The sequence below is a fragment of the Muribacter muris genome (assembly GCF_001038205.1).
GTDB classification, from domain to species: Bacteria; Pseudomonadota; Gammaproteobacteria; order Enterobacterales; family Pasteurellaceae; genus Muribacter; species Muribacter muris.
Genome location: NZ_JWIZ01000084.1, coordinates 1 through 25,734 on the forward strand (window position 1 = coordinate 1; position 25,734 = coordinate 25,734).

Below are 25,734 nucleotides of genomic sequence, written 5' to 3' on the forward strand. Positions count from 1 at the left end.
TTAAATTTTGCAATATCGCTCACACACCATTGATTGTGTATCACCAATTTTGAAATGGTGGTCGGCGATACGCCCATTTTTAACGCTAATTGCCGCTGGGCAATGTTGCGGTCAATCAGCACCTGTTTCAGTCTTAACATTGACAGTCTCCTGCTTATGCCGTGCCGGTTTTCATTTCTGACAACACCTCTCTCAACGAATGAATTGGCGTGTCAGGGTTAAGCTCGGCGGGTAAGGTGTCAGCCTTGAGCCACTCGTCTAGCTGATTTAACGGTACACCGTCCGGATAATGTTCAGCCAGCCGTTTATACTGTTTACCGCTCCATATCGGGAATTTGGCTTTGAGCTGTTTGGCACACTCCACCAAACTAATCGGTTTCTGCTCAACCCGTCGGGCATTGGTGGTCAGCGCGTGGGCTTGCCCTTTTTTCGGTAAATACCAAATCGGGTGTGCATTTTCGTCTTCAATATGCTTATAAGGGTTAATTTCGCCATTAAATAACGGCGTATTTGCCCGTTTCGCTTTTTTCAGATCGTCCTCGTTATCCACCCCGTATGCCAACTGCTCAAGGGTTTCACGGTGAGTTTCAAACTCGGTTTTCTTGTGGGCTTTATACTCTTCGCCAATCATTGCCGCATCGGTTCTAAAGCCAAACTCGGTTAAGGCGACCGGCTCAAGCACCACCCAAAACAGCCGTTCGGTTTGCTCGCCGTCCACTATCACCTGTTCTCGGCATTCCACCTGTACACAGTCGGGGCGGTACGGATTTTTGCCCACTTTGATTTTTTCACCCACCTGCACATTCGGCACATCGCGTACATCATAGCGGCGGTTCTCAAAGCTGATTTCCAGCTTATCCGTTACCACCCGCTCGCAGAGGGCGGTAATCATCAATTCTTGGCACATCTCACGGCTGGGTGGCACAATCAACTGCTCACGGGTAATGGTTCGCCACGCCGCATAGCGGGTCATTTTGTGGCGGCTGTGTTTTGCTTTCGCATTAAAATAACGCATCCACTGGTGGGCTAACTGATTCAGCTCCGCTAAACCGCTCACATTTAAAAAGCGCAAGCCGCTTTCAAACTTGCGTTCGACAATATCATTGCCTTTTTCCACCTGCCCTTTTGCCCGCGCATTACCGGCGGTGGGGATTTCTACCTTGACATCAAGCTGATGCAGTAAATGGCTGAACATTTGTGAAGTATTGGCAGAGCCACGGTCAAACATTAAGATTTTCGGCACACCGTAAAACGGCTCGCCTTTATGGGCTTTTGGCTGAATGGCGTTAATAAAGGTGTGGCTGATATTTTCCGCCGTCTCCCCGCCGTACACATATTCCACATAAATCACCCCGCTCGTGTGGTCGGTAATCACATAACGCCATACCCGCTGTTTATCCACCCGTTCCACATTTGCCGGTTTGTTTTTGTAGAACGTGTCCTCCTTCATAATACACAACCCGTTGCCCTGTTTTTTCTCTTTGAGGTAATACAACACACACAAAGAGGGGTCGATTTGCCAAACGTGATTGGGATGACGGCTTTGCAGTTGCACCACCGGCTTCGGTCTTAATAACTGGTCGGGGTGCAAATTGGCATTGCGTAATGCCCGTTCGACCGAACTGGCAGAATAAGGGCGAATTTCACCGGTATTCATATCCAGAAACTCGGCATTCACCTTGCCGTTAGCCCGCAGAATATCCAGCACCCGTTCAAGGGTATGCTGGGTTTTGCCGTTTTGACGGCGCATCTGCAACCACGTGGCGGCAATCAGGTTGAGTTCATCAGGTGTCAGTTGATGTTTGCCCTTATCGGTACGGGTTTTGCGTCCCGTTTGTGGTCGGTAGGGTTTAATTTGGCGTAAAAAAGTGGCACGGCTTAACCCTGTGGTGGTCATCCCTTCTGTGATGACCTGCTCTTTTTCACCAAAGCCCGCCGCTTCAACCCGTTGGGCAAACTCGGCAAGAATGCCGGGTAATATTGCCATTGCCTTGTCCTTACTCTGTGTCTGTCTCTTTTAGCCAGTCGGGGATTAAATCCCCTGTTGGGGTATCGTTCAGATTAAAATGTCCCCGTAACTCACTGACCGCTAAATCAATCTCGGCAAGCACCCCGCTCATAAATTGAGTGTGGTCAATCCCGCTTTCTTCGGTATGGGCGGCTAAGGTTTCAAAGGCGCTAACTAACTGCCCCCGTAAAACCGCTTCCGCACTGTAACTTATTGCCGAGGTCTCTTGACGTAACAGTGCGCCTTTTTGGTCAGGGGTTTGGGTCTCAATCAGCCTTTGTTTTTTCGCCAGCTCAAGGTCAAGGTGGTTAATCCGATCGTTCTTGTTGGCAAGCACTTTGGCTTGCGCCTTATAATTGGCGTGGCTCTGTTTAAGTTGCCCTTCCAACACCTTTTTCTCGTGGGCGAATTTGGCGGTTAAATCTTCGATTTTCTCAATCAGCTCTTCCTTATCGGTTGCCTCGGAGTAGTCGGCTTCGACAATCTCGGCACGGGCTTCTTCGGGCAGTTGGCGGAGCTTGCGCATTTCACGGTAGCCTAAGCCGAGACGTTGGGAGGTTTCTAAAAACTCTTCCCCAAATTTAGAAAGGTTTTGTAAGTCTTCATCGACTTTCTGTCTAGTTAATCCGCAAGCCTTGCAAAATTCTTCCCAACTGCCGACCGTCGTCAGTTCTCCGTCAATGTATGTTACTAAGCCTTTGTATTTCTTAGCTTCTTTGACTTCTCTCATAACTTTAAGAGTGCCGACCGTCAGCAGTTTGTTTACAAATCCAAATGCTCGAACCATACCCATTGCTTCGTGGGCTTCGGCTAAGTCTTGGGTCATTGCTTTAGCGGCTAACGCCACCGCATTTTGATTTTGTGTGAGTTCGTCCATATCGTGTCCTTTTGCAAAAATTTAGTTAAAACTGCCCGCTTGCACCTGCTGTTGTAGCTGGGCAATGCGATCGTTTGCCGATTGAATTTCCATTGCGTGGGCGGTGGCAATCTGCAACATCTGCACACTTAATGCGTACCGTCCTGTTTCTAACTGGGTGACAAAGCCCTCTTTTACAAGAAAAGCAATGGCTCGTGAGGTATTGACAGCACTGTCTTGAATCGCATTGCTTAACTCTTTATTGGTTAATCCGGTCAGTGATTTGCCTTTTAGCACCTTCATAATGCGTAAGGCTCGCTCAGTCGTGTTCGCTTTTTCGCCCATTGTGTTCCCCTTGCATAAATGCCGGCACGTTGTGATAAATCGGTTGGTTTGGGTAAACGGTATATTTTCGTTTGCGTGTTAAAAACCAAACGCACGCTTTTTCCAGTAATGTTTTCATTGGTTTTCTCCTGTTTTTTAAAGGTTAAAATTAAGAAGACCGTTGAACTTATGTAATCAAATTTTTAAAGAGCAATATGCGTTAAGCTGCCGCTTTTAAACCGAGTTTGACGGCAATTTCGTGAGCCTTACCGTACTTAGCTTTAACATTCCCGTTAAGCACTAAATATACATAATCACGGTTGTAACCATTTTCTTCAGCCCATTGGGTTAAAGTTTTACCTTGTTTTGCAAAGCCCTCTTTAACCTGTTTTGGTGTTTTAGCCTGTAACATTTTTTATCCTCTATGAAAGATGTGCTATGATTTGCATTAAAGATCTTTATAAGATCTTTAATGTATGAGTGTAATTATGAACATTCGTTCCGTTTAAATCAAGGTAAATTTAGAACAAATGAGTATAAGTAGTAGAGTTTGCTTAATTGTTAGCCATTTTGGTGGCAGTATTACAAAGTTTTCAGAACGTTCGGGTATTAATTATCGTTCTGTACAAAATTACATGCGTGGGGATCGAGAGCCAAACTCAGAAGCCTATGTGAAATTTGCACAAATGGGTGTAAATATTAACTGGCTTTTAACAGGACAAGGTGAAATGTTTATTGGAAAACCTATCAATCTTCAATTAACAGAAGAAGAGCAAAATCTACTTGAGGATTATCGAGAGAGTAATGAACAAGGCAAAGAAGCTATCGAAAAAACCGCAAAAGCGTTATCGGCGATCTCGGCACTTGAGGCTCTTAAAGTCGCTTGAGCCTCAGAATGCGACAAAGACACGAAAAACCAAACTCAAAATTATCAAATAACGTTAACCTAGGAGGAACAAGTGAAACTGCGTATTTTTACTTTTATATTTACCATTCTATCTATTATGAGCAGTATCAGTAATGCTTATGCGAAGGAAGATATTGGCATTACACCAAAACAATTTTCTGCAAGGGTAAATAAGGATCTTAAATCTTTTGATTTCCCAGCATTGATGCCGAAAAATCCTAAAATTGTAAAAGGCGATGTAAATAATACAGCTCAAGCAATCCTTGCCGATGTACTTGGTGTAACAATGATCATCAATAAAAAAACAGGTAATGTTAAAAGTGTATCAACAATACTAACATTGACAGACAATGATACTGCTAACTTAATGCTAATTGCTGCTAACTCTTCAATTATCTCTTCATTTGCAGGAGATAACGAATATAAAGAGCTTGGCAAAAAATTCTTTATGTTTAATGCTGAGGTTGTAGGAAAATACGCAGATATTAAAGATAAAGAAAAAGGGGTAAGTGAGGAATTTTCCTACAAAGGAATGAAATTTGGCGTTACTGTCAATAGTCTTATAGGTATTCGTTCATTTGCTCAGTTAGATTAAAAATCCTTAAACTAGTTTAAAATTCATTTCAGCCGTTTTTCCCTAAATTCCCTATCAGTTACTGATAGGGAGTTTTTCTATGTCTTTTCCAATTTTAAAAATTGTGATCCATTGCTCTGCCACCCGAAACGGCAAGCTATTGCGTACCCGTAGTCAAACTGCGGCACAAGTGATTGACGGCTGGCACAAACAGCGGGGCTTTAACCGTTCCCAACACGCTATCCGCAGCGCCAATTCTCACCTTAAACATATCGGCTACCACTATGTGATCGACACAGACGGTAAAGTGGAAAGTGGTCGTCAAGTCGGCGAAACGGGCGCACACGTCCGCGGTCATAACCGCAATTCTCTCGGCATCTGTTTAATCGGCGGGATTGATGCAAACGGGGGCTATCACGGTGAATTTACTAGAGCCCAATGGCACGCCTTGCATAAATTACTGCGTGAATTAGAAGCCAAATTCCCTCACGCGCGTATCTGCGGACACCGTGATTTATCCCCTGATATTAACGGCGATGGTACTGTTACCCCGAATGAGTGGACGAAAGCCTGCCCGTGTTTTGATGTGTGGTCGTGGCTGGATAGTGAAGAAGTGGTAAATGTCGAGCATTTGTTTAAGGAGAATATGTAATGGCAGAACTTAAAGTCAGAGGGCTGACCCTTTATTCCTATATTTGGGAGTGTATCGTGTTTGGCGGTTTTATTTATGCCAATGAATTTAATCAACCTAAGCTCGTATTAGCCTATGAGTGGTTTTTCTACTTTTTAACAGCATTAAGTGTAGCCCCGCTTTTCATTGGTTTTGGCACACCAAAATTTCGCTATACCACCACAAAATTCCATTGGGAAATCGTCACTAATGCTTTACTTGGCTTGATGTTGGCGTATTACGGTTATTTTGTCTGTGCAACCGTGGCTGTATTTATGGGGTGGGCATTTGCTAATCATCATTACTACATTAAGGAGAAAGTATGAAACTCAGTGAATTATTTACCAACGACAACGGTCGCCTTTCGACTACGGGCTTTATTCAGTTTTTCGGGGCATTGCTGATGTCAGGTATTTTAGCCTATTGTGTCTGGTTAGACCGCAGTTACGTCCCTGAATTGTTTATGACGTTTGCTCTATTTTGTGGTGGACAGGTTGCAACAAAAGGAATGGTTTCTGCCCTTAAAAAACGGGAGGAAAACGAATGATGACCTTGATTATCAGCGTAGTTGCCGGTGTCGTCATTCTGTTTGGAGTGATGGCGTACAAAGTCCGGCAAGCTAATCAAACGATTGAAAAAATGTTTGACACCCAAGCCAAACTGACCGCCCAAAACCAACAACAAGCGGTCGAAATTCAAACAAAAAAAGCGGAGATCAAAAATGCCCAAATTAAGCGTAAAAATGATGATGAAGTCAAGCGTAGCAATGCTCCTAGCGTTGATCAGCGGTTGCACGACCACGGCTGGTTTAGAGCCGAAGATAACGATAACGGGCTGTCAGGCGTTCGGGCTGATTTACGCCAGTCGCGCGGACACGACCGAGACGAAACGTCAGATACTGGCTCACAATCTGACACATCAGGAGATTTGTAAAAATGATGATAAGGTTGAAAAAACGCCGTAAGCGTTGGCAGAGCTGGTTCAGCCAACAAAAACAGGGGGAGACCAATGCAAGAACTGTTTGATTTTATCCGTCAGCACTTTGCCATTATCAGCACCCTGTCGATGATTATCATCGGGGCATTTTGGCTTAAGCTCGACAGCAAATACGCCAAGAAGTCCGATTTGAATGCCCTTGCCCAACGTTGCGAGCAACAGGTGGGTGAAAATGAGCATCGCATCACGTTACTGGAAACCAAAGTAGATAACCTACCGACCGCCCAAGATGTGGCACGACTGGAGGTGTTGATGACGGAAATCAAGGGCGAAACCAAATCGACTAATACGCAAATGGGGGCAATGAGTCATCAAGTCTCCCTGTTACTCGAAGCGAAAGTATTAAATAAGGATTAACTATGCAAAACATTTTTCATCAAGACCAGCGTTTAGTCATTCTCCGGTCGCTCTCGGAAGCAGGCGGTTACGATGCCAACGAGTCCATTTTAGACGACTGTTTAGCGCTCTACGGGCATAACATCAGCCGTGATTTAGTGCGTAACCACTTGAATTGGCTTGAAGAGCAGGGGTTAGTCAAAATCGAACGCCTTGCAAGCGGCTTTATGATTGCCAAAATCACCCAACGGGGCTTAGATGTAGCAAACGGTGAAGCGGTGGTTGAGGGCGTCAAACGTCCCCGCCCGAAAATTTAAACGGTATTTAAGGAGCGTTTCAATGAGCCATAAAACCACCCGTGGGCGGGCATCGAAAGTGGATTTACTGCCCCCGAATATCAAAACCCAACTAGCGATGATGTTGCGGGATAAGCAGTATTCGCAAACCGACATTTTAGAAGAGATTAACGACCTAATCCGTGATTGTGGCTTGCCCGACAGTGCTTTGTTAAGTAAGACAGGGTTAAACCGTTATGCCAGCCGAATGGAAAAAATGGGCGCAAAAATCCGTCAAGGGCGTGAAATGGCGGAGATTTGGGCGAAACAGTTTGGTGAAACGCCCCAATCGGACATCGGCAAAATGTTGATGGAGATGGTGAAAAATATCGCCTTTGAAACTTCGCTCGGTCTGAGTGAAGACGGCACGGCAGACCCCAAATCCATTGCATTGTTATCGTCCGCTATTCAGCGGTTGGAACAGGCAGAGAGTTTAAGCTACGAACGGGAACGCAAAATCCGTAAGGAAGTGATTGAACAAGCCGCAAAAGCCGTGGAAGAAAGCGGTGAGCAGACTGGCATTAGTAAAGAAGATGTAGCGAAAATGGTGAAAGCAGTCTATGGCATCGAGTAAACCTGCATTACTTTACCCCTATCAACAACGCTGGCTTAGTGATAACAGTCGCTTTAAAGTGGCGATGTTCGCTCGTCAAACAGGTAAAACATTTACGACGACACTTGAGATTGTGCTGGATTGTTTAGAGGCAGAAGCAAAAGGTGAGAAAACTCGTTGGGTGATTTTATCCCGTGGAGAACGCCAAGCAAAAGAGGCAATGAATGAGGGGGTAAAACGTCACCTTGAAGCGATTGGACAGGTGTGTGAAGTGTTAGAAGTCCCGTTCAAAGAGGACACGACTATCAATGCGTTAGAGGTTATTTTTCCGAGTGGCTCAAAAATTACGGCTTTGCCCGCAAACCCCGATACTGCTCGGGGCTTTTCTGCGAATGTCTTTTTAGATGAATTTGCCTTTCACCAAAACAGCCGTGAGATATGGAAAGCCTTGTTCCCTGTAATTTCTGCAGGGTGGAAATTACGAGTTGTTTCCACACCAAACGGGAAAGGCAATAAGTTTTACGAGTTGATGACCGATTTAAGCAATACCGAATGGTCTCGCCACGCGGTTGATATTTATCAAGCCGTTCGTGATGGTTTACCGCGTAATATCGACCAGCTCCGCAAGGGGTTGAACGATGAAGATGCGTGGGCGCAAGAGTTTGAACTCAAATGGCTTGATGAAGCCAGTAGCTGGCTCTCTTATGACTTGATTGATGATGCCGAACATAGCGCCGCCGGCTTGCCCCATCTTTACAGTGGTAACCCCTGTTTTGTGGGCATGGATATTGCCGTTCGGGGCGACTTGACCGTGATTTGGGTGATAGAGTTAGTCGGCGATGTATATTGGACACGGGAAATCATCACGCTCAAACGGGTGAAATTACGCGAGCAACTTGCCGAACTTTACCGCGTGATGCGTCAATATAATGTGATTCGCTGCCATTTAGACCAAACCGGTATGGGTGAAAAAATGGTGGAAGATGCCCAGTATCAGCACGGCACAAGCCGAGTACAAGGGGTGCTGTTTAATGTCGCGACAAAGCTCAATTTAGCTACCCTCGGCAAAGAAGCCTTTGAAGACCGCAAAATCCGTATTCCTCAAGGCGACAATGAATTGCGGGAAGATTTGCACAAACTGAAAAAAATCACTGGTAGCACGGGGCAGCCCCGTTTTATTGCCGAAAGCGACAGTAAAGGACACGCCGATAGAACGTGGGCGTGCTTTTTAGCCCTCAATGCGGCGAAAGAAGGCGGCTTAGCATTGGTTATCCCTCACAGCAGACGTCCAAGACGCAGCCACGCACTTACACAAGGATATTAAATGTCAGTACAGAAAAAAGATTTAGTCAGCGAAATCGCTACCCGTGCAAGAAGTTTCGACCACTGGGCATTTGGCTATCACCTGCCGAACCCTGACCCTATTCTCAAAAAAATGGGCAAAGACATTGCGGTTTATCGTGAGTTGTTATCGGACGGGCAGGTGCGTTCCGGCATTCGCCGCCGTAAAGCGGCGATTAAAGGCTTGGAATGGCGCATTACCACGACTAACAATGAGCAAGTGGACGAAAAACTGTTTGCGATATTTAATGCCCTGCCGCTCAATAATATCATCACTGAAATGCTTAATGCGGCACTTTACGGCTACCACGTCTCTGAAATCATTTGGGCAGCGCAGAACGGGCTATTTATCCCGCAACAGATTATCGGCAAAAAGCCGGAATGGTTTGTGTTTGATGATGATAACCGCCTGCGTTTTCGCAGTAAAGAGAGCTGGATTGAGGGCGAGTTATTGCCTGAGCATAAATTCTTACTCACCACCCAAGAAGCGACCCAAGATAACCCCTACGGTTTGGGCGATTTATCGCTCTGCTTTTGGGCGGCGACCTTTAAAAAGGGCGGTTTTAAGTATTGGCTGGAGTTTACCGAAAAATACGGCAGCCCGTGGTTAGTCGGTAAACACCCTCGCCAAACCAGTGAGGCGGAAAAAGATGAGTTAGCCGATGCTCTAGAAGGTATGATTGGCACAGCGATTGCAGTCGTGCCAAATGATGCGAGTGTCGAAATTTTAGAAGCGGCAGGTAAAGGCACGTCAAGTGATAGCTACGAGCGTTTTCTCAATTTCTGCAAAGCGGAAATCAATATCGCTCTATTAGGGCAAAACCAAACCACCGAACAGGAAAGCAACCGAGCCTCGGCACAGGCAGGCTTGGAAGTGATTGAAGATATTCGCAACGATGACAAAGCGATGATCGAAGCCACTTTCAATCAGCTTTTAGCGTGGATTTGCAAATATAACTTTGCCGTCGAACAACTGCCGAAATTTGAGCTGTATGAGCAGGAGAGCATTAACACCGACCAAGTGGAACGGGACAGCAAACTCTATGCAATGGGGGTGCGGTTTACGCCCCAATACCTCGAGCGAGAATATGGGTTTGAGCAAGGGGATATTGAAATCTCCCCTAACCCCTCTTTTTCAAAGAGGGGAATAGAAACGACCGCATTTAATGAGGCAGCACATCAACACCCACCAAAGCCGATAGAGAACATTATCGACCAAATGGGCGAGTTATCCCAACACCATTTTGATGATCGCCTTGCGGCAATTCGGGCAAAACTGGATATGGCAAGCTCAATCGAAGAATATCGGGATATGTTAGACGAGCATATTGCTGAGCTGGATTTTAGCGAATATGCCGCACTATTTGCCAAAGCAATGACAAGTGCAACGCTGATGGGGCGTTATGACGTGGTTCAAGAGAGCATTAAATCTCCCTCTGCTTCTCGTGAAATCTCCCCCTAACCCCCTCTTTACGAAAGAGGGGGGATCAAGTCCCCCTTTGAAAAAGGGGGATTTAGGGGGATTTTAAACATCAGCCACTCAGTGAAATTGAAAAAAGGAAACACGATGATCATTGCAGAAACCCTACCCTTTGACGAGCAAATTCACTATTTCCGCAAAAAAGTGAATATCCCGACGGCGACCTATTTGGATATTTACGGCGAGGCGCACGATTATGCGTTTGCTGTCGCCGGTGCGCATACCGCCGAAATTATTGGGGAGTTTCGCAAAGCGATTGATGAGGTGATTGAGAACGGCGGGACGTTGGAAGACTTTCGTACCCAATATTTTGACAAAATCGTTGAAAAGCATAGTTGGCAATACAACGGCGGACGTAATTGGCGCAGTCGGATCATTTACGACACCAATCTCTATGCCAGCTACAATCACGGGCGTTATCAACAGCAAAAGGAGATGGCTGATGTGCTGCCCTATTGGGAATATGAGCATAACGATTCCGCTCACCCTCGTCCCCAGCACGTCAGTTGGGACGGCTTAGTGCTACGAGCCGACGACCCGTGGTGGGATTACCATTACCCGACCCGTGCCTACGGCTGCCATTGCACCGTCAAAGCCTTAGACGACTATGATTTACGCTATTTTAATAAAACCGTCAGTCCCAGCCCCCAAATTGAATGGGAAGAGAAACTGATTGGGCAACGTTCGGGCAGCCCTCGTGTGGTGCGTGTGCCGAAAGGTGTTGATCCGAGTTTTGAACACCCGAAACGGTTAGTGCCGACCCACAAAGTCGATGAAATCTTAATGCAAAAACTGGCAGACGCCCCACCGCAGTTTGCAAGTAGTGCGGTCAGTAATGTGCTGAATTACCCGCCGGTATTGGCGTTGCTTAACCAATCGGTGAAAGAGATGGTCGATACCGTGGTGGCTGAAAAAGTCGCACGGGGCAATATGAAGTATGTGGGCGTGATCCCCCGCCCTGTTATTCAACAGCTCGAAGCCCAACAGCTCGCCCCACAAACGGCGGTGATTGCCCTGCGGGACGACGATATTCTGCACGCTCTACGGGACAACAAGCAAGCAAAAGGGATTCACTTGCCCGTTGAATTTTGGCAACAGTTACCGGAAAAGTTAAGACACCCTGATGCCATTTTGCTGGAAACCCAACAAAAGCAACCGACCCTGCTGTTCATTTATCAGACTGAACAAGGCAAAGTGGCGGTGAAGTTGGATTATGAAGTCAAGCTCAAAAACGCCCAAACACAGAAAAAGGAACGGGTGAAACTGAATTTAGTGAGAACGGCAAGTGCACTAGATAAACGGCAATGGGAAAGTTTGAAAGCCTTTACGTTATTGTGGGGAAATTTGGATTAGCTCGTAGGCTTGCCTGATTCGAACAGGATAATACGGTGTAGAACAGCGTAACCTTTCCAGTAGGAAACCCCCTACGAGCAAAGGCACTATACGCCTAAATTATTTTTTAATCAACAAAGAGGAAATAAAAATGCAACAATTAACTTATGGCCAAAAAGCTGTGGGCTTATCATTTAATCCTAGCAACAATCCGGAAGTAGACAAATATAAGGCTATTTTTGCTAAGGCGATAGATCAACTAAATACTTTGCGATCACAAACTGCAAGTGCTGAAGTTAAACGCTTATGCAGCTTGGCTATTACCGATGCACAATCCTCCCAAATGTGGGGTGTTAAAGCTATGACTTGGACGGACTAGTGAGAACCGCAACTGCAATTAAAAGTGCTATTGAGTGGAACGACTTCAAGAAAAGTTATGAATTATTATGGGGGCGTTTAGATTAGTGCAGTGGTTTGCCTGATTCGAACAGGATAATAACGGATGAGACATTGCCGCTAACCTTTCCAGTAGGAAACCCTCACTGCGTTTTCACTATACGCCGGAATGATTTTTTTATCAATAGGAGAAAAGATGTTACATTTAGTGAGCTTATATGAGGCAATATTAACGTTAAATGAAAGAGAAAAGCAAGCTCCAAGTCAAGACAGTAAAATGATGTTGGCAGACACATTAGATCGTCTTAAATTAGAGCTTGATGAGAAAGACTACTTTTATTTGTCAGTCTTTGCTGAAGCGTTGATTAAATCTAAAAAATTGAGTACGGCTAATGATTTACCTTTTGAGCATTTAGGGCTATTTGCCCATAGCCTGAGAGAGTGTTCATCCAGTACTTCGTGATTTTTAAGTTTTTCATAAGCCCATTCACTTAACGCAATATTGAGTGCGGCACGTTCACCGCCCTCTTTCAAGCGTTTAATGGCAGCGAGATGTTTTTCTTGCATAAGCATTCCTTACTAAAGTGTGGCAACATTACCACGCTTTTATTCTACGGAGATCACCCACTATGATCCACATTCGCATTGATGATAAAGGGGCAATTCAGTCCCTTGCCAATATTGCCCGTTCGGTGGGCAAGGGCAAAAAGCTCTACGGTATGTTAGGCGAAGCCCTGAAAGCCGAGCATAAAAAGCGGTTTGAGAAAGAGCAAGCCTCGCCGGAGGGTGAAAAGTGGGCATCGTTATCGGACAAATACCGAGCGAAAAAGAAAAAGCACAAAAATAAAATCTTAATCCGAGACGGTAATCTCAAAAATCTGTTGCGCTACCAAGCCAGCGAGCGGGGTGTCAAATTCGGTTCTGACCGCAAATATGCCCGCTTACATCATTTTGGCAGCAAAAAATCAAGCGGTCGGGGTTCGGGCGTACCGGCACGTCCGTGGCTCGGTTTAAGCCGGCAGAACAAGGACTATTTGCTGGGCAAAACCGAACATTTTTTGCGTCAAGTCATGCGAAAAGCCTAATTCAACGCAAAACGCCCTCAAATCGCCGCTGTGCGCTTGAAGGCGTTATTCGATAAATGATAGCGCCATTTAATTTTAGCACATTGGTAAATGCCTTAAATTTGCAAATTGGGGCAATTTTAAATGAGGGGGAAGCGATAACCCCGTTTAAATCGCCCATACGGCGTTTAAATTTTTTAAGCGGTAACATTTATCGGCTTGTCCCCGTTTTTTGACGACAAGCCATTTCAGACAAGATTTCACATTTTCTGTATCCGGATCACTTTTCGATGATCTTGCCGCTCACTAAAAATCCTTAAACTAGTTTAAAAGTCATTTTTCCCGCCCTTTTGCATAATGTCCGCATAGCTAAGCGAGGACATTATGCACCTGATTGATATTTTCAAAGCCGGTAAGCGCCGAGATGCGAACGGCGTATTGATTGACATTACCCCCGAACAACTGCAACAAGCGGTCGATAACTACGACCCAGCGTTTCACGAAGCGCCGGTGGTCATCGGACACCCAAAAGATAACCACCCCGCTTATGCGTGGGTCAAACGCCTTGCCTTAAACGGCGAGGTGTTGCAAGCGGAGTTCGACCAAATCGACCCTGCTTTTGCTGAATTAGTTGAGGCAGGGCGGTTTAAAAAAGTCTCCGCCTCGTTTTACCTGCCCGATAGCCCCAATAATCCCAAGCAAGGGGTATTGTCTCTGCGCCACGTCGGCTTTTTAGGGGCAGTCCCGCCGGCGGTGAAAGGCTTGCGTAACCCTGAGTTTAATGAAGCGGAAGAAGGTGTGGTTGATTTTGCCGATTGGGCGCAAAGTACGCTTTGGCGACGTTTCCGCAACTGGTTAGCGGGTCAATTTGGCGAAGAAGAAGCGGAAAAAGCCTTACCGGAATACTTAGTGTCCAGTGTGCAAGAAGACGCCATTCGAGAGCAAATACACCGTCATCAATCCCTTGACGAGCCGGCATTTAATGAGCTGCCGGCAGACCAGTCACCCCCAACCCCAACCGAACCGACAGGAGAAGACAAAATGAGTGAAGCCGACAAAGCCGAACTAGCACGTTTAAAAGCAGAAAATGAGCAACTGAAAGCCGAAAAAGCGCAAGCTGAAGCGGATAAAGCCGCCGCCGATTTAGACGCGGCAAAAGCGGAAAACGTCAGTTATGCCGAAAATTTAGTAAAACAAGGCAAACTTGCCCCGATTGCCAAAGAGGCGGCGATTGCGTTACTGAACTGCTCGGCAACCAATGCCGCGGGGCAAGTGGTCGAGTTTAACGAAGGCGAATCGATGCTGACGCTGACTAAAGCGTTTCTAGAGGCACAGCCGCAGGTGCTGCAATTTGGTGAAGTGGCGACCAAAGACAAGGCGGCATCGGACGAACCGGATGAGGTCTCGTATGCCGAAAACGACGACCCTGCACGTATCGAGCTTGACCGCAAAGCCCGTGCCTATATGAAACAACACAATTGCGATTATGCCACGGCAGTGAATGCCGTGCTGTAATCCTTAACTGATAGGAGAAAAATGAATGACTGGACAGACTCAAACAGGTAGCGGGCAACGAGTCCATACTCGTATTAACGGCGACCCGGTACTGACCCGATTAGCACTCGGTTATAAAAACAGCCTTTTCGTGGGCGACAAATTATTACCGTTTGTAGATATTCCAAAAGAAGGCGCACGCTTGCCGGTGTTCGGTAATGAGGCTTTTGTGGCAGAAGAAGATGAGCGTCAACTGCACGCGCCGAGTAATAAAATCACACCGGTGAAGGTTACCACCAAAACCGTTGAGGTGATTGAACACGATTTAGCCCACCCGATTGACTACCGTGAAAACCGTGAAGCCGACTTTGCTTACGAGCAATATGCGGTGAATGTGGTGCGGGAGAAAATGTTGCTGAACCACGAAAAGCGGGTGCAGGCGTTGGTGAATAACGAGGCAATGTACGGCACGGACAATAAAGTGGTGCTGTCCGGCTCAAGCCAATTCAGCAATCCGACATCCGATATTTTCGGGGTCTTTGATGAGGCGTTTGAAAAAGTACGCAAAGTCGCCGGCGTGCCGGTCAATCAAATTGTCATTCCGGCGAATGTATGGGCGGTGCTGCGTAAGCACGAGGCGATTGTGGAAGTGCTAAAACGGCGCGGGCTACAACGCTTAACCACCCAAATGTTAGCCGAAATGCTCAAAGACGAAGGGCAAAGCCTTGATATTCATATCGGACGTTCGGTGCATAAAGCGACTCTTGATGCAGAAAGCACCGCCATTTGGGCGGACAACATCGTAATGGCGTATGTGCCGACTGCCGGTGCGGACGGCAAACACGCGATGTATCAACCGTCATTCGGCTATACCTTCCGCCGCGAAGACTCGCTGAAAGTCGATAAATACGATGAAGTCGGTGGCAAAGTGTATAACGTGCGCTGTACCGATATTCACAAAGAGCACGTCTTGATGCCGGAAGCCGGCTTCTTGATTAAATCCGCCGTGTAGAAATCTGCCCCTAGCCATTTTTAAATCTCCCCCTCGCCCCCTCTTTACGAAAGAGGGGGAATAAGTCCCCCTTTGAAAAAGGGGGATTTAGGGGGATTTAAAAAACTTACTTCAATCAACTGTGGAGCGAAAAATGACCCAACCAACCGAAACAATCACCGCCATCGTCTCCGGCGTGGCGTTATATCACAACGGACAACATTATGATGTCGGTGATGAAATCGAACTCACGCCGGCAGAGTACGCCGAGTTGTCGATTTATCTACAACCGAAAGATGAGGCATTACGCCTTGCCGAAGAAGCCCAAGCACGTGCCGATGAGCAAGCCCGACAACTTGCCGAACAAGCCGAACGGGACGTCCGTGAAACCCAAGAGGCATTATTGCGCGCCCAAACAGCGCAAGTGCAAGCCGAAGCGTTGGCGACGGAAAACGGTTTGCGTGCCGAACAGGCGGAAGCGCGTGTCGAGGAATTGACCCGTCAGCTAGCAGATAAAGATGCGGAGATTGCCAATTTATCTGCCCAACTGACCGCTTGCCAAGCTGACAAGAGCAAGCCTAAAGGGAAAAAAGCCGAGACAGTCGCCCCGCCGGCTGACGATACCCCGGCAAGCGAGGGGTAAATGATGTATATCACCGTCGCCGACTTAGCCAAAACCTTCAGCTATTCCGCGTTAGTGAAGCTCAGTAATGACGAGCATACCGCGGCAGAGATTAACGAAAGCGTGGTGGAACAGGCAATTCAAATCGCATCCGAGCGGATTGATGCCGCTCTACGGGGACGTTACCGCCTGCCCCTTACTCAAGTGCCGACCGTGATTAACGGCTACTGCTTAACCTTGGCACGCTATTGGCTTTATGCCCGACGCCCTGAATCGAAGATGCCGGAGACCGTGAAGGACACCTACACGCAGGCAATCAAGGAGTTGGAGCAAATTGCCAACGGTAAACTGCATTTAGGCATTGCCGGCTTTAGCGAGTCGAACACGACAACCGATTCACAAGCAGTTCAAGACAGCTACGGTGATTTACTAGCGGATTCGGGCGAGTACCGTGTCAAGAGTGCCAACCGAATGAATACTGAAGGTTATTAGAGGGAAAAAATGTCTGCCACTTTGCCGATTTTAAATGCCTTTAAAGCCCGTTTAAACGCCCATTTTCCGGATTGGGATTGCCAGTTGATGCCCGATGACCCCAGCACTTACTTTCTTGACCACCCTAACGGGGCAATCTTGATTAGTTATGCAGGGTCTGACTTTGGCGAGCCTCGTCCGAGTGCGGCGATGACCCAAAGTCGAACACTGACGATTGTGCTGACGGTGATGAGCCGCAATTTGCATAACGACTTTGGTGCGATTGAGTTACTGGATAACCTGCGCCTTGCGTTAGTGGGTTTTCGTCCGCCGAATTGCAGTGAATGTTATTTGAAAGACGAAGCCTTTGACGAGCAGGAAAGCGGCATTTGGGTCTATCAGTTGGTGTTGAGCACCCAAACAATGCAAGTACAGCAATGCGAACAAGCGGTCGATAGCAAGCCGACATTTGCAAGCCTTGTGGCACGGCAAAAGGGTGAACCCCTTGACCCTCGGATTAAACCAAAATCATAGGAGAATATTATGTCTTATTTTCATCACGGCACCGAAACCAAGCGCGTCAACGGCGGCTCTGTGCCGGTCAATACCGTGGACGGTGCGGTTATCGGTATTGTCGGGACAGCCCCAATCGGCGCAGTTAATGCACTGAAATTGTGCATCAACAAAAAAGATTTTGCCCAGTTTGGCGCAGTTTTTGACAACGGCTACACCCTGCCCGATGCACTGGATATTTTAAGCCGCTACCAAGCGGGGCAAGTGTATGTGGTCAATGTGCTTGACCCGGCACGCCATCGCACGACGGTCACGGACGAGGTGCTGACCCTTGACCGTGATACCTTAAAAGCGAAAACCCAAAAAGCCGGCTTAATTAACCTAACCTTGAAGTCCGGCAATACGGCACTGACCGCTAATGAGTACACCGCCGATTTATTAACCGGTGATATTACCTTAAAGGCAGTGAAGTCCGATTTAAAAGCCACTTATACCTACGCCGACCCAACGAAAGTCACCGAAGCGGATATTCGCGGTGGCGTGGACGCAGCAACCGGCGCACGAAAAGGCTTTGAACTATTGCGTGCCGGCTTTAATCTGTTAGGCACCGATGCGAAAATTTTAATTTGTCCGCAGTTTGATACCACCGCGTCAATGGCGGTATCGCTCACCACCCTTGCCGAACAGTTAGGGGCGATTGCGTATATTCAAGCACCGAAAGCCACGACATTGGCAAAAGCGATTGCCGGACGGGGTAATCAAGGGCAAATTAACTTTAAAACCGGTTCTGACCGCGTGCATCTGTTCTACCCACACGTTATCGGGGAACGCAACACCCTTGAGAGTTTGGCGACCCACGCCGCCGGCTTGCGAATGCTGACTGATGTCGAAGCCGGCTATTGGTTCTCGACCTCAAACCGCCAGCTTAAAGGCGTGGTCGGGGTCGAAATTCCGCTCACCGCACGGGTGGACGATATTCAATCGGAAACCAACCGCTTAAATGCGGTGGGGATTACCACCGTATTTAACAGCTTCGGCACAGGCTTTAGACTGTGGGGCAACCGCTTGGCAAACTTCCCGACTGTTACCCATATCAGCAATTTTGAAACCGTCCAGCGTACGGCGGATTTGATTGATGAAAGCATTCGTCGGGTCGAATTGCAGTTTATTGACCGCCCGATTGATGATGCGTTACTGGACAGCTTGCTCGGCACGCTGGAAACCTATTTCAGCACGCTCAAGTCTATCGTCGGCTTTGAAGTCGCCCTCGACCCTGATGCGGATTTACCCGACAGTTTCAGTAAAGGGCTTGTGCCGGTTCAATATCAATTTACCCCGAAAATTCCGGCGGAACGCATCACCAATACCTCGGTGGTCACCCGTAAGTTCCTTGTGAATTTGACGTCTCGAAAAGGTTAGGAGGAATAACGAATGAGTGTGGTGATTAACCAAGTTGCGAATGCGAATGTGTATGTCAACGGCAACAGCTATCTCGGCAGAGCCAAAAGCGTGAAATTGCCGGAGTTGGAAGTGGAGTTTAGCGAGCACGATAATCTCGGCTTAATCGGCAAGCTAAAACTGCCGAATAAAATCAATGCCCTTGAGGGTGAGATTGTGTGGGACGGTTTTTATCCCGATGTGGCTGCCCTTGCGTATAACCCGTTTAAAAATACGCAACTGATGGTGCGAGCTGATGTGCGGGTATTTAATGCTGCCGGTATGGCAACCGAAGTGCCGTTGGTAATGACGTTAAATGTAGCATTTAACAAAGTGCCGCTCGGCGAGTACAAAAAAGAGGTTGCCGAGTACACAATGAGCTATCAGGTGTACAGCATCAAGCAGGTGATTGACGGCAAAGAAGTGCTTTACTACGACGCCCTCTCGAACCAATACCGTGTCGCCGGGCAAGATGTCTTCAACCGGTTCCGCAAAAATATCGGGCAGTAAAAATCCTTAAACTAGTTTAAAAGCGGTTTTTATCCGATTTCTCTAAACTCCGTTGTGAATTAACCAACACAATGGAGTTTTTTATTATGTCTAACCAAGCGGTCGAAACCCTCAAAAATCTACGTGTTTATACCACCTATCAATTAAAGCACCCTGTTGATTTAGCAGATGGTACAAGATTAACAGAAATCAATTTACGCCGTTTGAAAGGTAAAGACTTGGGGGATTTTGAAGAAAAAAGGCTTGATAGTAAGCACGAATATCAAATGGTGAAATTCTTTGTGAACCGTCTGAGTAACCTAACCTTTGAAGATATTGATGAATTAGACGGCATTGATATAAACGGGCTAACCGTGTTGATTGTGGATTTATTGCTTGAGGGAAAGCCAAAAGCGTCCGAGAGCTAGACACGGTATTTGCCGATCTCGCTTGGTGGTTTGGTTGGTCACCAAGCGAGTTAATGGAGATGGATTTAGTGGATATTCCGAGATGGGTTGAGCAGATGAATCGGCAAGCTAAAGCAGGTTATGCTCGGGTTTTGTAATAGTTAAACAGTGTAACAACTCCCTCAGCTATCCAGCCTAAAATAAAACCTGCTCCAGACGCCACAACGGATGTTGCATAACCAAAAAACAACCAAATCAGGAGAAAGAGAGTAAACACCACACCAGCGATCAAGACAGAGGCAAATAGTCCGATGTCAGATAAAGACGGTAAACTAAGGATGGCAGGCAAGAATAACGAGTAACCTAGCCATACGGTTACGCTAACCATTGAAATTCCCCAAACGGTTTTCATCACTTTTTCAACGATGTTCATCTCTTTTCTCCTCTGTTTTCCCTTTCATTCTAAATACAAGGACATACGATGGCAAGTGAATTAACCATTGGACTCGTCATTGGGGCGAGCTTAAAAGGCGTGAGTGCTGCATTTGGTGAAGCCAAAAAACAAGTCCAGCAGTTAGGTATTCGTACTGCCATTGCCCAACGTCAGCAAATGCGCTTAGGGCGTTCAATCAGCCGAGCATTTTCCGATCCGACTCGTAATGTTGGGGCATTACGTCAACGTTACGAGCAACTTAGCAAAGCGATTCAAAAAGCGCAAAAAAGCCAAGAGAATTTGAATAAAGCCTTAGCAGCACAACAACATCATACGGCTAAACGTCGTGAATTGCAGGGCAAAATCTTTGAAACCGGCGCACACGCAATGGCGGGAGGCTCAGCAGTATGGTCTTCTGTGAAAACCTTTATGGATCAGGAGGAAGCAGCAAATAATCTCAAAATTGCGATGATGAAAGCAGACGGTACTATCGGCGCATTTGAAGAGATAGGCAAAATTGCCAGCCAATTAGGGACAGATTTGCCGGGGACAAAGAAAGACTTTTATAACCTTGCGCTTGCACTGAAAAAACAAGGTCTCAGTGATAAGATTTTAACCGGCGGTGCATTGAAAACGGCAGCGGAATTGAATGTCTTGCTAGAGATGGATCAGTTTGAGGGCGGTGAATTTTTAGCAAAATTTATGGAGTCGCACGGCTTAAGTGAAGCGGAGTTAGGTAAATCAGCCGATTACCTACAAAGAGCAATGTATGCTTCAGGACTGAGTAAAGCCCAAATGTATGAGTCAATGAAATACTATGCGCCAAAACTCAATTCACTAGGGCTAACCGGTGCTGAAAATACCGAAAAAATCCTTGCGATTGAAGGAATAGCAGGGCAACAGGGCTTAGAAGGTTCAACGTTCGGGACAGGCTTGAATATGATGCTCTCCCGAATGAATAAAGGTCCGAAAATGATGCGTGCGGCAACCAAAGGAATGAAGGCTGAAGCACAAGATATGGTAAAGGCTGCCGGCGTCAGCTTCGACTTTTGGGATAAAAAAGGCAAATTCAAAGGCGTTGACGCAATGTTTGCCGAGATGGAAAAGTTTGAAAAAATTCGGGCTAAATTCGGTGATGAAGGGGTTGGTCTTGTTGCAGAAGAGCTGTTTGGCATTGAAGGCGGACGACTTGCCGATATTCTGGCGAAAAAGGGTAAGAAAGGCTTGGAAGAAATGCTCACCAAAATGCGGGAGCAAGCCAGCCTTCAAGAACGTATTGCACAGAAGACCAAAACCCTTGGTGCGGCACTTGAAGCATTAGGTGGTGTTTGGGAATCTGCTATCGGCTCTTTTGGTTCTGCCTTTGCAGAGGATATTAAAGCCTTTGCAAAAATCGCCCAAGGGTTTATTGAAAATACTCTGACACCTTGGATTGAACAAAATAAAGGCTTAATAAAAACTGTTGTGGGGGTTGTAGGGGGCTTTCTTGCAGGAAAACTCGCTATATTGGGAATGAGCTATGCTGTCAATCTGCTTATCAGCCCGTTTAAAACCTTCGCTGTATTGGGACGTCAAGTCAATGCGGCGTTTAACATTATGCGATTAGCCCGTTTTGGTGGTGCTGCTCGTTCAACCAGTTTAATAGGGAAAATAGCTTCAGGGGCAGGTAAGGCTTTTTCGCGGTTTGGGCGTTCTTTATTCACCTTTGGACGAACAGTAAGCGGTGTCGTGGTAAAAGGCGTAATGATGGCAGGTAAAGCCTTTATGTGGCTTGGGCGTGCAATGCTGATGAACCCGATTGGGCTTGTAATGACAGGTCTTGCTATTGGAGCGTATTACATCTGGCAAAACTGGGAAAAACTCAAGCCGTTATTTACCGAACTGTGGCAAAGTATCACCGCAAAATTTGATGCAGCGTGGGCGTGGATACAGTCTGCGTGGTCGGGCATTGGAGAATGGGTTGCTAATGCGTGGTCAGGGGTAAAAGACTTTTTCTCAAACCTTTGGGCTGAAGTCACAACAGCTTTCGACGGCGGAATTTTAGGCATTGGTAAGCTAATCTTAGATTGGTCGCCGATTGGCTTATTCCATAAAGCCTTTGCCGCAGTATTAAGTTGGTTTGGTATTGATATTCCCAATAATTTCTCAACCTTTGCCACCCAAGCCCTTGATAATTTTACCCAATGGGTCACGAACTGGGATATTCTCGGCACATTTCAGTCCGTCTTTGACAGTGTGTTTGCGTGGTTCGGTAATTTGCCGAGCCGCTTTGCCGAGTTTGGGGGCAATATTGTTGACGGAATTAAGTCAGGCATATCCGGTATGGCAACCTCGGCAAAAGAAAGCGTGGTCGGGTTCGCCGATAATGTTGGGGGGTGGTTTAAGAAAAAACTCAACATCAATTCCCCAAGCCGTGTGTTTAAAGGCTATGGGCATAATATTGTCGAGGGCTTGGCAATCGGGATTGAGAACAAGCAGCCCCTTGCCAGCCAAGCCACGAGCGCGCTGGGACAAGCGGTCGGTTCGTCCTTTCAATCTGAAAAAAGTGGTTGGGTTGATGATCTTTGGTCGGGGGTAATGCAATTTGGCACAGGAATTCGTCAATTTTTTGCGTTATCTGATTGGAATGATCGTCCTCTTCGCACCCCAAATTTCAATCCGGCAGCCTCAAATGACGGGCTGTTTGCCGATTATCAGCCGTTAAACCGTGAGTCAGTCGCCGAACGCCCTGCAATGACCGTGCATTTTAACCCGACCATTAACCTAAACGGTAACGGAGGCGATGTGATGAGCCAAGTTCAGCAAGGTTTGCAAATGAGCTTGCACGAGTTTGAACAATTACTTAACCGCGTTCTAGACCAACGACAACGGAGGGCCTACTGATGAGTTATGCGCTACTGGGCAATATTGCCTTTGATTTACTCAATGCCCCGACGGGCTTAGATGAACGCCGCTCTGCCGCGTTTGCCGAGCATCAGGTCTTAAGCGGCAAGCCGAAATTGCAGGCGATGGGGCTAGAGCTGACCGAAATCACCTTACAACTGAGCCTGCATCATCAGTTAGGGGCGGTGGAAGCCCGCTACCAAGCCTTGATTGACGCAAAAGAAAGCCGGCAAGCCTTGGCACTGGTGTTCGGCTTTTCCAAGTTTGTCGGGCATTTTGTGATTACCGATGTGTCGAGCCAAACCCTGTTTACCGATGAACAGGGCAATGCCCTTGCCCGTGAAGTGTCGGTTAGTTTACGGGAGTTTGCCGGCAATGTGGGGCAAGGCGTGCTGGGTGCGGCACTCTCTATCGGCGGCAACTCTCCCCTTGCCTCAATTCTGCCGAAGGGCTTAACCCAATTTGTCAGCCGTGCCAAGCAGTTAATCACCCAAGGCATTCAGGTGTATCGCCAAACCCGACAGGTGATTAGCGAGGTCAAGCAGACCGTTGCGGTGATGAAAAGCCTTGCCCGTAATCCCCGTGAAGCCTTGTTGCAACTGCCCTTTATCGTGAACAGCCTTGGGACATCGCTGGCGGGCTTAGGCGAAATGGTTGGCTTAAAAGAGAGCGTGGCGTGGCTGACAAACGGCATTAAAGAGGCAACGCCCTTTATGCAAGGCTTGGCAGATTTAAGCGTTGAGGTGGACACGGCTTATCATTTGTTTAAACAGGGTTTAAACGGCAATGAAATGGGCGAGTGGTTTGATTTGGGCGTGAGAGCGATTGACTCGGCGGAGGCGGTTGGGGAAAGCCTTGCAAAAAACAGCGCAGAACTGACCGCGTGGATTGCTATTCGTGCCGATACAGGGGGTGAACAATGAGTGAAAGTGTGATTGCACATACCATTAAACAGGGCGAGCGTTGGGACACCTTGGCGTACCACTATTACGGTGATGTCGGGGAACTGGGACGGCTGATTGATGCCAACCCGCACCTTGCTTTGTGTGAGGTCTTGCCACAAGGCGAAACGGTGTTTGTACCGGTTATCGCCGTGAAAAAAACCGACCAAGCGGATTTGCCGCCGTGGTTACAGGAGGATTAGATGCACGTACAAACGCCCGTGTTCGAGATTTTTTACGAACATAAACAGATTACCCCTTTTATTAAGCCCCATTTAATCAGCTTGAGCTATACCGACCATTTAAGCGATCAATCTGACGAGTTACAGGTGGTGTTTGAAGATACTGACAAAAAGTGGATCGGCGCGTGGTTTCCGACCCAAGGGGACAAGCTAAAATTACAACTCGGCTATCAAGGCGAGCCGCTAGTCAATCTCGGCAGTTTTGAGTTAGACGAAATCGAGTGGGACTGGACGCAAAGCGGCTCGGTGGTCAGCCTTAAAGCCTTGAGTACGGGACTCACCAAAGCCAACCGGACGCTCAAGCCGAAGGCGTATGAGAACACGACCCTGGCTGACATTGTGAAAAGGGTGGCGAAACGGCTGCATCTGAATGTCACCGGTACGGTCGCCCATATTCCAATTAAGCGGGTCACGCAATACCAAGAGCGGGACGTGGAGTTTTTAACCCGCTTGGCTCACGAGTATCACCACAGTTTTAAAATTACCGGCAAAACCTTGGTGTTTACCACGATGAAAAGTTTGGAAGAGCGAGTGCCTGTCGCCGTGATTGATTTTAGTGAGGTCAAAAGCCTGCGGTTACGAGACCGTATCAGTGATGCCGCGGCAAAAGTGGAAGTCGTCGGCTTAAACCAACAGGCGAAAAAGCCGGTGAAAGCCACCAAAAAGCGCAAAAGCAAACGCCCGACCAAAAAGCGTGCTACTGCGCACAATGCCGATACGCTTAAAGTGGTTACCCGTGCGGAAAGTCAAGCGCAGATGGATGCCCGTGCCGAAGCCGCAATGGGCGAAAATGACGACCAGCAGGCGGGGAACATTACTCTGATTGGTAATCCGAAGTTAGTCGCCGGCAATACGATATGGCTCACCAATATGGGGATGTTTAGCGGCAAGTATTTGATTAAACAGGCACGCCACAGCCTAAGCCGTTCGAGTGGTTACACCACCGAACTGGAAATAAGATTATTAGAATTTAGTGAGGAACTCCCGAATGTATCGAAAACCGACCACACATAATTTTACAGCGACTTACCAAGAAGGCATCGTCAGCCAAGTGGATCCGAAGACCCATCGGGTGAAATGCACCATTCCGGCGTTAGAGGATTTTGAAACGGCGTGGCTGGCGTTTTTAACCCCGAATGCCGGCGGTAATCAGTTTTACTGCCTACCCGATGTGGGCGAGCTAGTCGCCATTTTACTCGATGCACGCGGCGAAGGCGGTTGTGTGCTGGGGGCAATTTATAATGAGCAAGACCCGCCGCCTGTTTCTGATAGTGAAATCTGGTTACATAAATTCACTAACGGTACAGTGATTTCACATAACCGACAAACGGGCGATGTGACGGTGTCTACCACAGGCAACGTGATTGTAAATGCCGGTAAGGTAGACATCACTGCCCCGACCGAAATTAACGGTGATGTGCAAATCAACGGCACACTCAATGCCTCCGGCAATATTACCTCCGGCACAGAAGTGTCTGCCCCAAGTGTCAAACAAGGTTCGGTATCGCTGGGCAGCCACGTTCACAGTGGTGTAGAAAGTGGCAATAAAACCTCCGGTCAGCCCCAATAAGCTTACGGACGCCAGCAGGGCGGTCCTACAACATTGAAATATATGGTTGTTAATGATCCTGCAAAAATG

At 47.3% G+C, this 25,734-nt stretch carries 35 protein-coding genes and 1 pseudogene; 28 read left to right on the forward strand and 8 right to left on the reverse strand.

Annotated elements, in window-relative coordinates:
- The 6 genes from RO21_RS13665 to RO21_RS10750 all read right to left on the reverse strand — a co-directional run.
- The coding region (locus RO21_RS13665; RefSeq protein WP_157019788.1) for a helix-turn-helix domain-containing protein at positions 1 to 140 on the reverse strand (140 nt) is incomplete at its 3' end.
- Between the two features lie 14 nt (positions 141 to 154).
- Positions 155 to 1,987, reverse strand: coding sequence for a DDE-type integrase/transposase/recombinase (locus RO21_RS10735; protein WP_047977780.1), 1,833 nt, complete (start codon positions 1,985 to 1,987; stop codon positions 155 to 157).
- 10 nt (positions 1,988 to 1,997) lie between these two features.
- Entirely contained in the window at positions 1,998 to 2,885 is an 888-nt protein-coding gene (locus tag RO21_RS10740) for a hypothetical protein (protein WP_047977781.1), read from the reverse strand.
- A 21-nt stretch (positions 2,886 to 2,906) separates the two neighbouring features.
- Positions 2,907 to 3,209: a hypothetical protein gene (locus tag RO21_RS10745; RefSeq protein WP_047977782.1), complete on the reverse strand. Its 303-nt coding sequence runs from the start codon at positions 3,207 to 3,209 to the stop codon at positions 2,907 to 2,909.
- Positions 3,184 to 3,327, reverse strand: a complete 144-nt coding sequence (locus RO21_RS13005; protein WP_157019791.1) for a hypothetical protein — start codon at positions 3,325 to 3,327, stop codon at positions 3,184 to 3,186. Before RO21_RS13005 ends, RO21_RS10745 begins: the two co-directional genes overlap by 26 nt.
- A gap of 81 nt (positions 3,328 to 3,408) precedes the next feature.
- Complete coding sequence (locus RO21_RS10750; protein WP_047977783.1) at positions 3,409 to 3,600, reverse strand: DNA-binding protein; 192 nt, start codon at positions 3,598 to 3,600, stop codon at positions 3,409 to 3,411.
- A 118-nt stretch (positions 3,601 to 3,718) separates the two neighbouring features.
- Here RO21_RS10750 and RO21_RS10755 point away from each other — a divergent pair, with 118 nt between their 5' ends.
- The 13 genes from RO21_RS10755 (at position 3,719) to RO21_RS10815 (ending at position 12,091) form a co-directional block, all read left to right on the forward strand.
- The gene (locus RO21_RS10755) at positions 3,719 to 4,075 is read left to right on the forward strand and encodes a helix-turn-helix domain-containing protein (RefSeq protein ID WP_047977784.1); all 357 of its coding nucleotides are present in this window, start codon (positions 3,719 to 3,721) and stop codon (positions 4,073 to 4,075) included.
- Positions 4,076 to 4,147: 72 nt separating this feature from the next.
- Positions 4,148 to 4,690 carry a hypothetical protein gene (locus RO21_RS10760; RefSeq protein ID WP_047977785.1) on the forward strand — a complete coding sequence of 181 codons (543 nt, stop codon included), beginning with the start codon at positions 4,148 to 4,150 and terminating at the stop codon, positions 4,688 to 4,690.
- Between the two features lie 79 nt (positions 4,691 to 4,769).
- Positions 4,770 to 5,321: an N-acetylmuramoyl-L-alanine amidase gene (locus RO21_RS10765; protein WP_047977786.1), complete on the forward strand. Its 552-nt coding sequence runs from the start codon at positions 4,770 to 4,772 to the stop codon at positions 5,319 to 5,321.
- Positions 5,321 to 5,665, forward strand: a complete 345-nt coding sequence (locus RO21_RS10770) for a hypothetical protein (RefSeq protein WP_047977787.1) — start codon at positions 5,321 to 5,323, stop codon at positions 5,663 to 5,665. The genes RO21_RS10765 and RO21_RS10770 overlap by 1 nt, the downstream gene beginning before the upstream one ends.
- Entirely contained in the window at positions 5,662 to 5,886 is a 225-nt protein-coding gene (locus RO21_RS10775; RefSeq protein ID WP_047977788.1) for a DUF2644 domain-containing protein, read from the forward strand. The genes RO21_RS10770 and RO21_RS10775 overlap by 4 nt, the downstream gene beginning before the upstream one ends.
- On the forward strand, positions 5,883 to 6,272 hold the full coding sequence (locus RO21_RS13705; RefSeq protein ID WP_053067772.1) for a DUF2681 domain-containing protein: 390 nt from the start codon (positions 5,883 to 5,885) through the stop codon (positions 6,270 to 6,272). The genes RO21_RS10775 and RO21_RS13705 overlap by 4 nt, the downstream gene beginning before the upstream one ends.
- Positions 6,273 to 6,347: 75 nt before the next feature.
- Complete coding sequence (locus RO21_RS10785; protein WP_047977789.1) at positions 6,348 to 6,692, forward strand: DUF2730 domain-containing protein; 345 nt, start codon at positions 6,348 to 6,350, stop codon at positions 6,690 to 6,692.
- 2 nt (positions 6,693 to 6,694) lie between these two features.
- Positions 6,695 to 6,988 carry a VpaChn25_0724 family phage protein gene (locus RO21_RS10790; RefSeq protein ID WP_047977790.1) on the forward strand — a complete coding sequence of 98 codons (294 nt, stop codon included), beginning with the start codon at positions 6,695 to 6,697 and terminating at the stop codon, positions 6,986 to 6,988.
- Positions 6,989 to 7,010: 22 nt separating this feature from the next.
- Complete coding sequence (locus RO21_RS10795; protein ID WP_047977791.1) at positions 7,011 to 7,580, forward strand: DUF3486 family protein; 570 nt, start codon at positions 7,011 to 7,013, stop codon at positions 7,578 to 7,580.
- Positions 7,567 to 8,883 (forward strand): terminase large subunit domain-containing protein, encoded by a 1,317-nt coding sequence (locus tag RO21_RS10800; protein WP_047977792.1) that lies wholly within the window; start codon positions 7,567 to 7,569, stop codon positions 8,881 to 8,883. Before RO21_RS10795 ends, RO21_RS10800 begins: the two co-directional genes overlap by 14 nt.
- Positions 8,884 to 10,362 (forward strand): DUF935 domain-containing protein, encoded by a 1,479-nt coding sequence (locus tag RO21_RS10805; RefSeq protein ID WP_047977793.1) that lies wholly within the window; start codon positions 8,884 to 8,886, stop codon positions 10,360 to 10,362. It abuts the gene before it with no gap.
- 105 nt (positions 10,363 to 10,467) lie between these two features.
- Positions 10,468 to 11,733, forward strand: a complete 1,266-nt coding sequence (locus RO21_RS10810) for a phage head morphogenesis protein (protein WP_047977794.1) — start codon at positions 10,468 to 10,470, stop codon at positions 11,731 to 11,733.
- A 130-nt stretch (positions 11,734 to 11,863) separates the two neighbouring features.
- Positions 11,864 to 12,091 carry an Acb2/Tad1 domain-containing protein gene (locus RO21_RS10815; RefSeq protein WP_047977795.1) on the forward strand — a complete coding sequence of 76 codons (228 nt, stop codon included), beginning with the start codon at positions 11,864 to 11,866 and terminating at the stop codon, positions 12,089 to 12,091.
- A 353-nt stretch (positions 12,092 to 12,444) separates the two neighbouring features.
- Here the strand turns inward: RO21_RS10815 and RO21_RS10820 are convergent, their stop codons facing one another.
- Complete coding sequence (locus tag RO21_RS10820; protein WP_047977796.1) at positions 12,445 to 12,675, reverse strand: hypothetical protein; 231 nt, start codon at positions 12,673 to 12,675, stop codon at positions 12,445 to 12,447.
- A gap of 62 nt (positions 12,676 to 12,737) precedes the next feature.
- On the opposite strand from RO21_RS10820, the gene RO21_RS10825 reads away from it, so the two are divergent.
- From RO21_RS10825 to RO21_RS13560, 10 genes and pseudogenes are all read left to right on the forward strand, one after another.
- On the forward strand, positions 12,738 to 13,193 hold the full coding sequence (locus tag RO21_RS10825) for a phage virion morphogenesis protein (protein WP_047977797.1): 456 nt from the start codon (positions 12,738 to 12,740) through the stop codon (positions 13,191 to 13,193).
- Between the two features lie 363 nt (positions 13,194 to 13,556).
- Positions 13,557 to 14,687 (forward strand): peptidase, encoded by a 1,131-nt coding sequence (locus RO21_RS10835; protein ID WP_047977799.1) that lies wholly within the window; start codon positions 13,557 to 13,559, stop codon positions 14,685 to 14,687.
- Between the two features lie 25 nt (positions 14,688 to 14,712).
- Positions 14,713 to 15,678, forward strand: coding sequence for a major capsid protein (locus RO21_RS10840; RefSeq protein WP_047977800.1), 966 nt, complete (start codon positions 14,713 to 14,715; stop codon positions 15,676 to 15,678).
- 133 nt (positions 15,679 to 15,811) lie between these two features.
- Positions 15,812 to 16,300, forward strand: coding sequence for a DUF7210 family protein (locus RO21_RS12235; protein ID WP_053067773.1), 489 nt, complete (start codon positions 15,812 to 15,814; stop codon positions 16,298 to 16,300).
- On the forward strand, positions 16,301 to 16,771 hold the full coding sequence (locus RO21_RS10850) for a gp436 family protein (RefSeq protein ID WP_241482495.1): 471 nt from the start codon (positions 16,301 to 16,303) through the stop codon (positions 16,769 to 16,771).
- Between the two features lie 9 nt (positions 16,772 to 16,780).
- The gene (locus RO21_RS10855) at positions 16,781 to 17,284 is read left to right on the forward strand and encodes a Gp37 family protein (RefSeq protein WP_047977802.1); all 504 of its coding nucleotides are present in this window, start codon (positions 16,781 to 16,783) and stop codon (positions 17,282 to 17,284) included.
- Positions 17,285 to 17,293: 9 nt separating this feature from the next.
- On the forward strand, positions 17,294 to 18,682 hold the full coding sequence (locus RO21_RS10860; RefSeq protein WP_047977803.1) for a phage tail sheath family protein: 1,389 nt from the start codon (positions 17,294 to 17,296) through the stop codon (positions 18,680 to 18,682).
- Positions 18,683 to 18,694: 12 nt separating this feature from the next.
- A complete protein-coding gene (locus RO21_RS10865) occupies positions 18,695 to 19,210 on the forward strand; it encodes a phage major tail tube protein (protein ID WP_047977804.1) in 516 nt (171 codons plus the stop codon).
- Positions 19,211 to 19,296: 86 nt separating this feature from the next.
- Entirely contained in the window at positions 19,297 to 19,617 is a 321-nt protein-coding gene (locus RO21_RS10870) for a phage tail assembly protein (protein ID WP_047977805.1), read from the forward strand.
- A 23-nt stretch (positions 19,618 to 19,640) separates the two neighbouring features.
- Positions 19,641 to 19,754: pseudogene (locus RO21_RS13560) on the forward strand (GpE family phage tail protein); the annotation flags it as partial.
- Here the strand turns inward: RO21_RS13560 and RO21_RS10875 are convergent.
- Entirely contained in the window at positions 19,736 to 20,029 is a 294-nt protein-coding gene (locus tag RO21_RS10875) for a hypothetical protein (protein WP_047977806.1), read from the reverse strand. The pseudogene RO21_RS13560 and the gene RO21_RS10875 sit on opposite strands and share 19 nt — an antisense overlap.
- A gap of 48 nt (positions 20,030 to 20,077) precedes the next feature.
- Between RO21_RS10875 and RO21_RS10880 the strand changes: the two genes are divergently transcribed.
- Genes RO21_RS10880 through RO21_RS10900 form a run of 5 tightly spaced genes read left to right on the forward strand, consistent with a single transcriptional unit; the run spans position 20,078 to position 25,665 of the window.
- Entirely contained in the window at positions 20,078 to 22,912 is a 2,835-nt protein-coding gene (locus RO21_RS10880) for a phage tail tape measure protein (protein WP_047977807.1), read from the forward strand.
- On the forward strand, positions 22,912 to 23,835 hold the full coding sequence (locus RO21_RS10885; protein ID WP_241482496.1) for a phage tail protein: 924 nt from the start codon (positions 22,912 to 22,914) through the stop codon (positions 23,833 to 23,835). The genes RO21_RS10880 and RO21_RS10885 overlap by 1 nt, the downstream gene beginning before the upstream one ends.
- The gene (locus RO21_RS10890; RefSeq protein WP_047977809.1) at positions 23,832 to 24,056 is read left to right on the forward strand and encodes a tail protein X; all 225 of its coding nucleotides are present in this window, start codon (positions 23,832 to 23,834) and stop codon (positions 24,054 to 24,056) included. Before RO21_RS10885 ends, RO21_RS10890 begins: the two co-directional genes overlap by 4 nt.
- A complete protein-coding gene (locus RO21_RS10895) occupies positions 24,057 to 25,109 on the forward strand; it encodes a phage late control D family protein (RefSeq protein ID WP_047977810.1) in 1,053 nt (350 codons plus the stop codon).
- Complete coding sequence (locus RO21_RS10900; RefSeq protein ID WP_047977811.1) at positions 25,084 to 25,665, forward strand: phage baseplate assembly protein V; 582 nt, start codon at positions 25,084 to 25,086, stop codon at positions 25,663 to 25,665. Before RO21_RS10895 ends, RO21_RS10900 begins: the two co-directional genes overlap by 26 nt.
- Positions 25,666 to 25,734 lie beyond the last annotated feature (69 nt).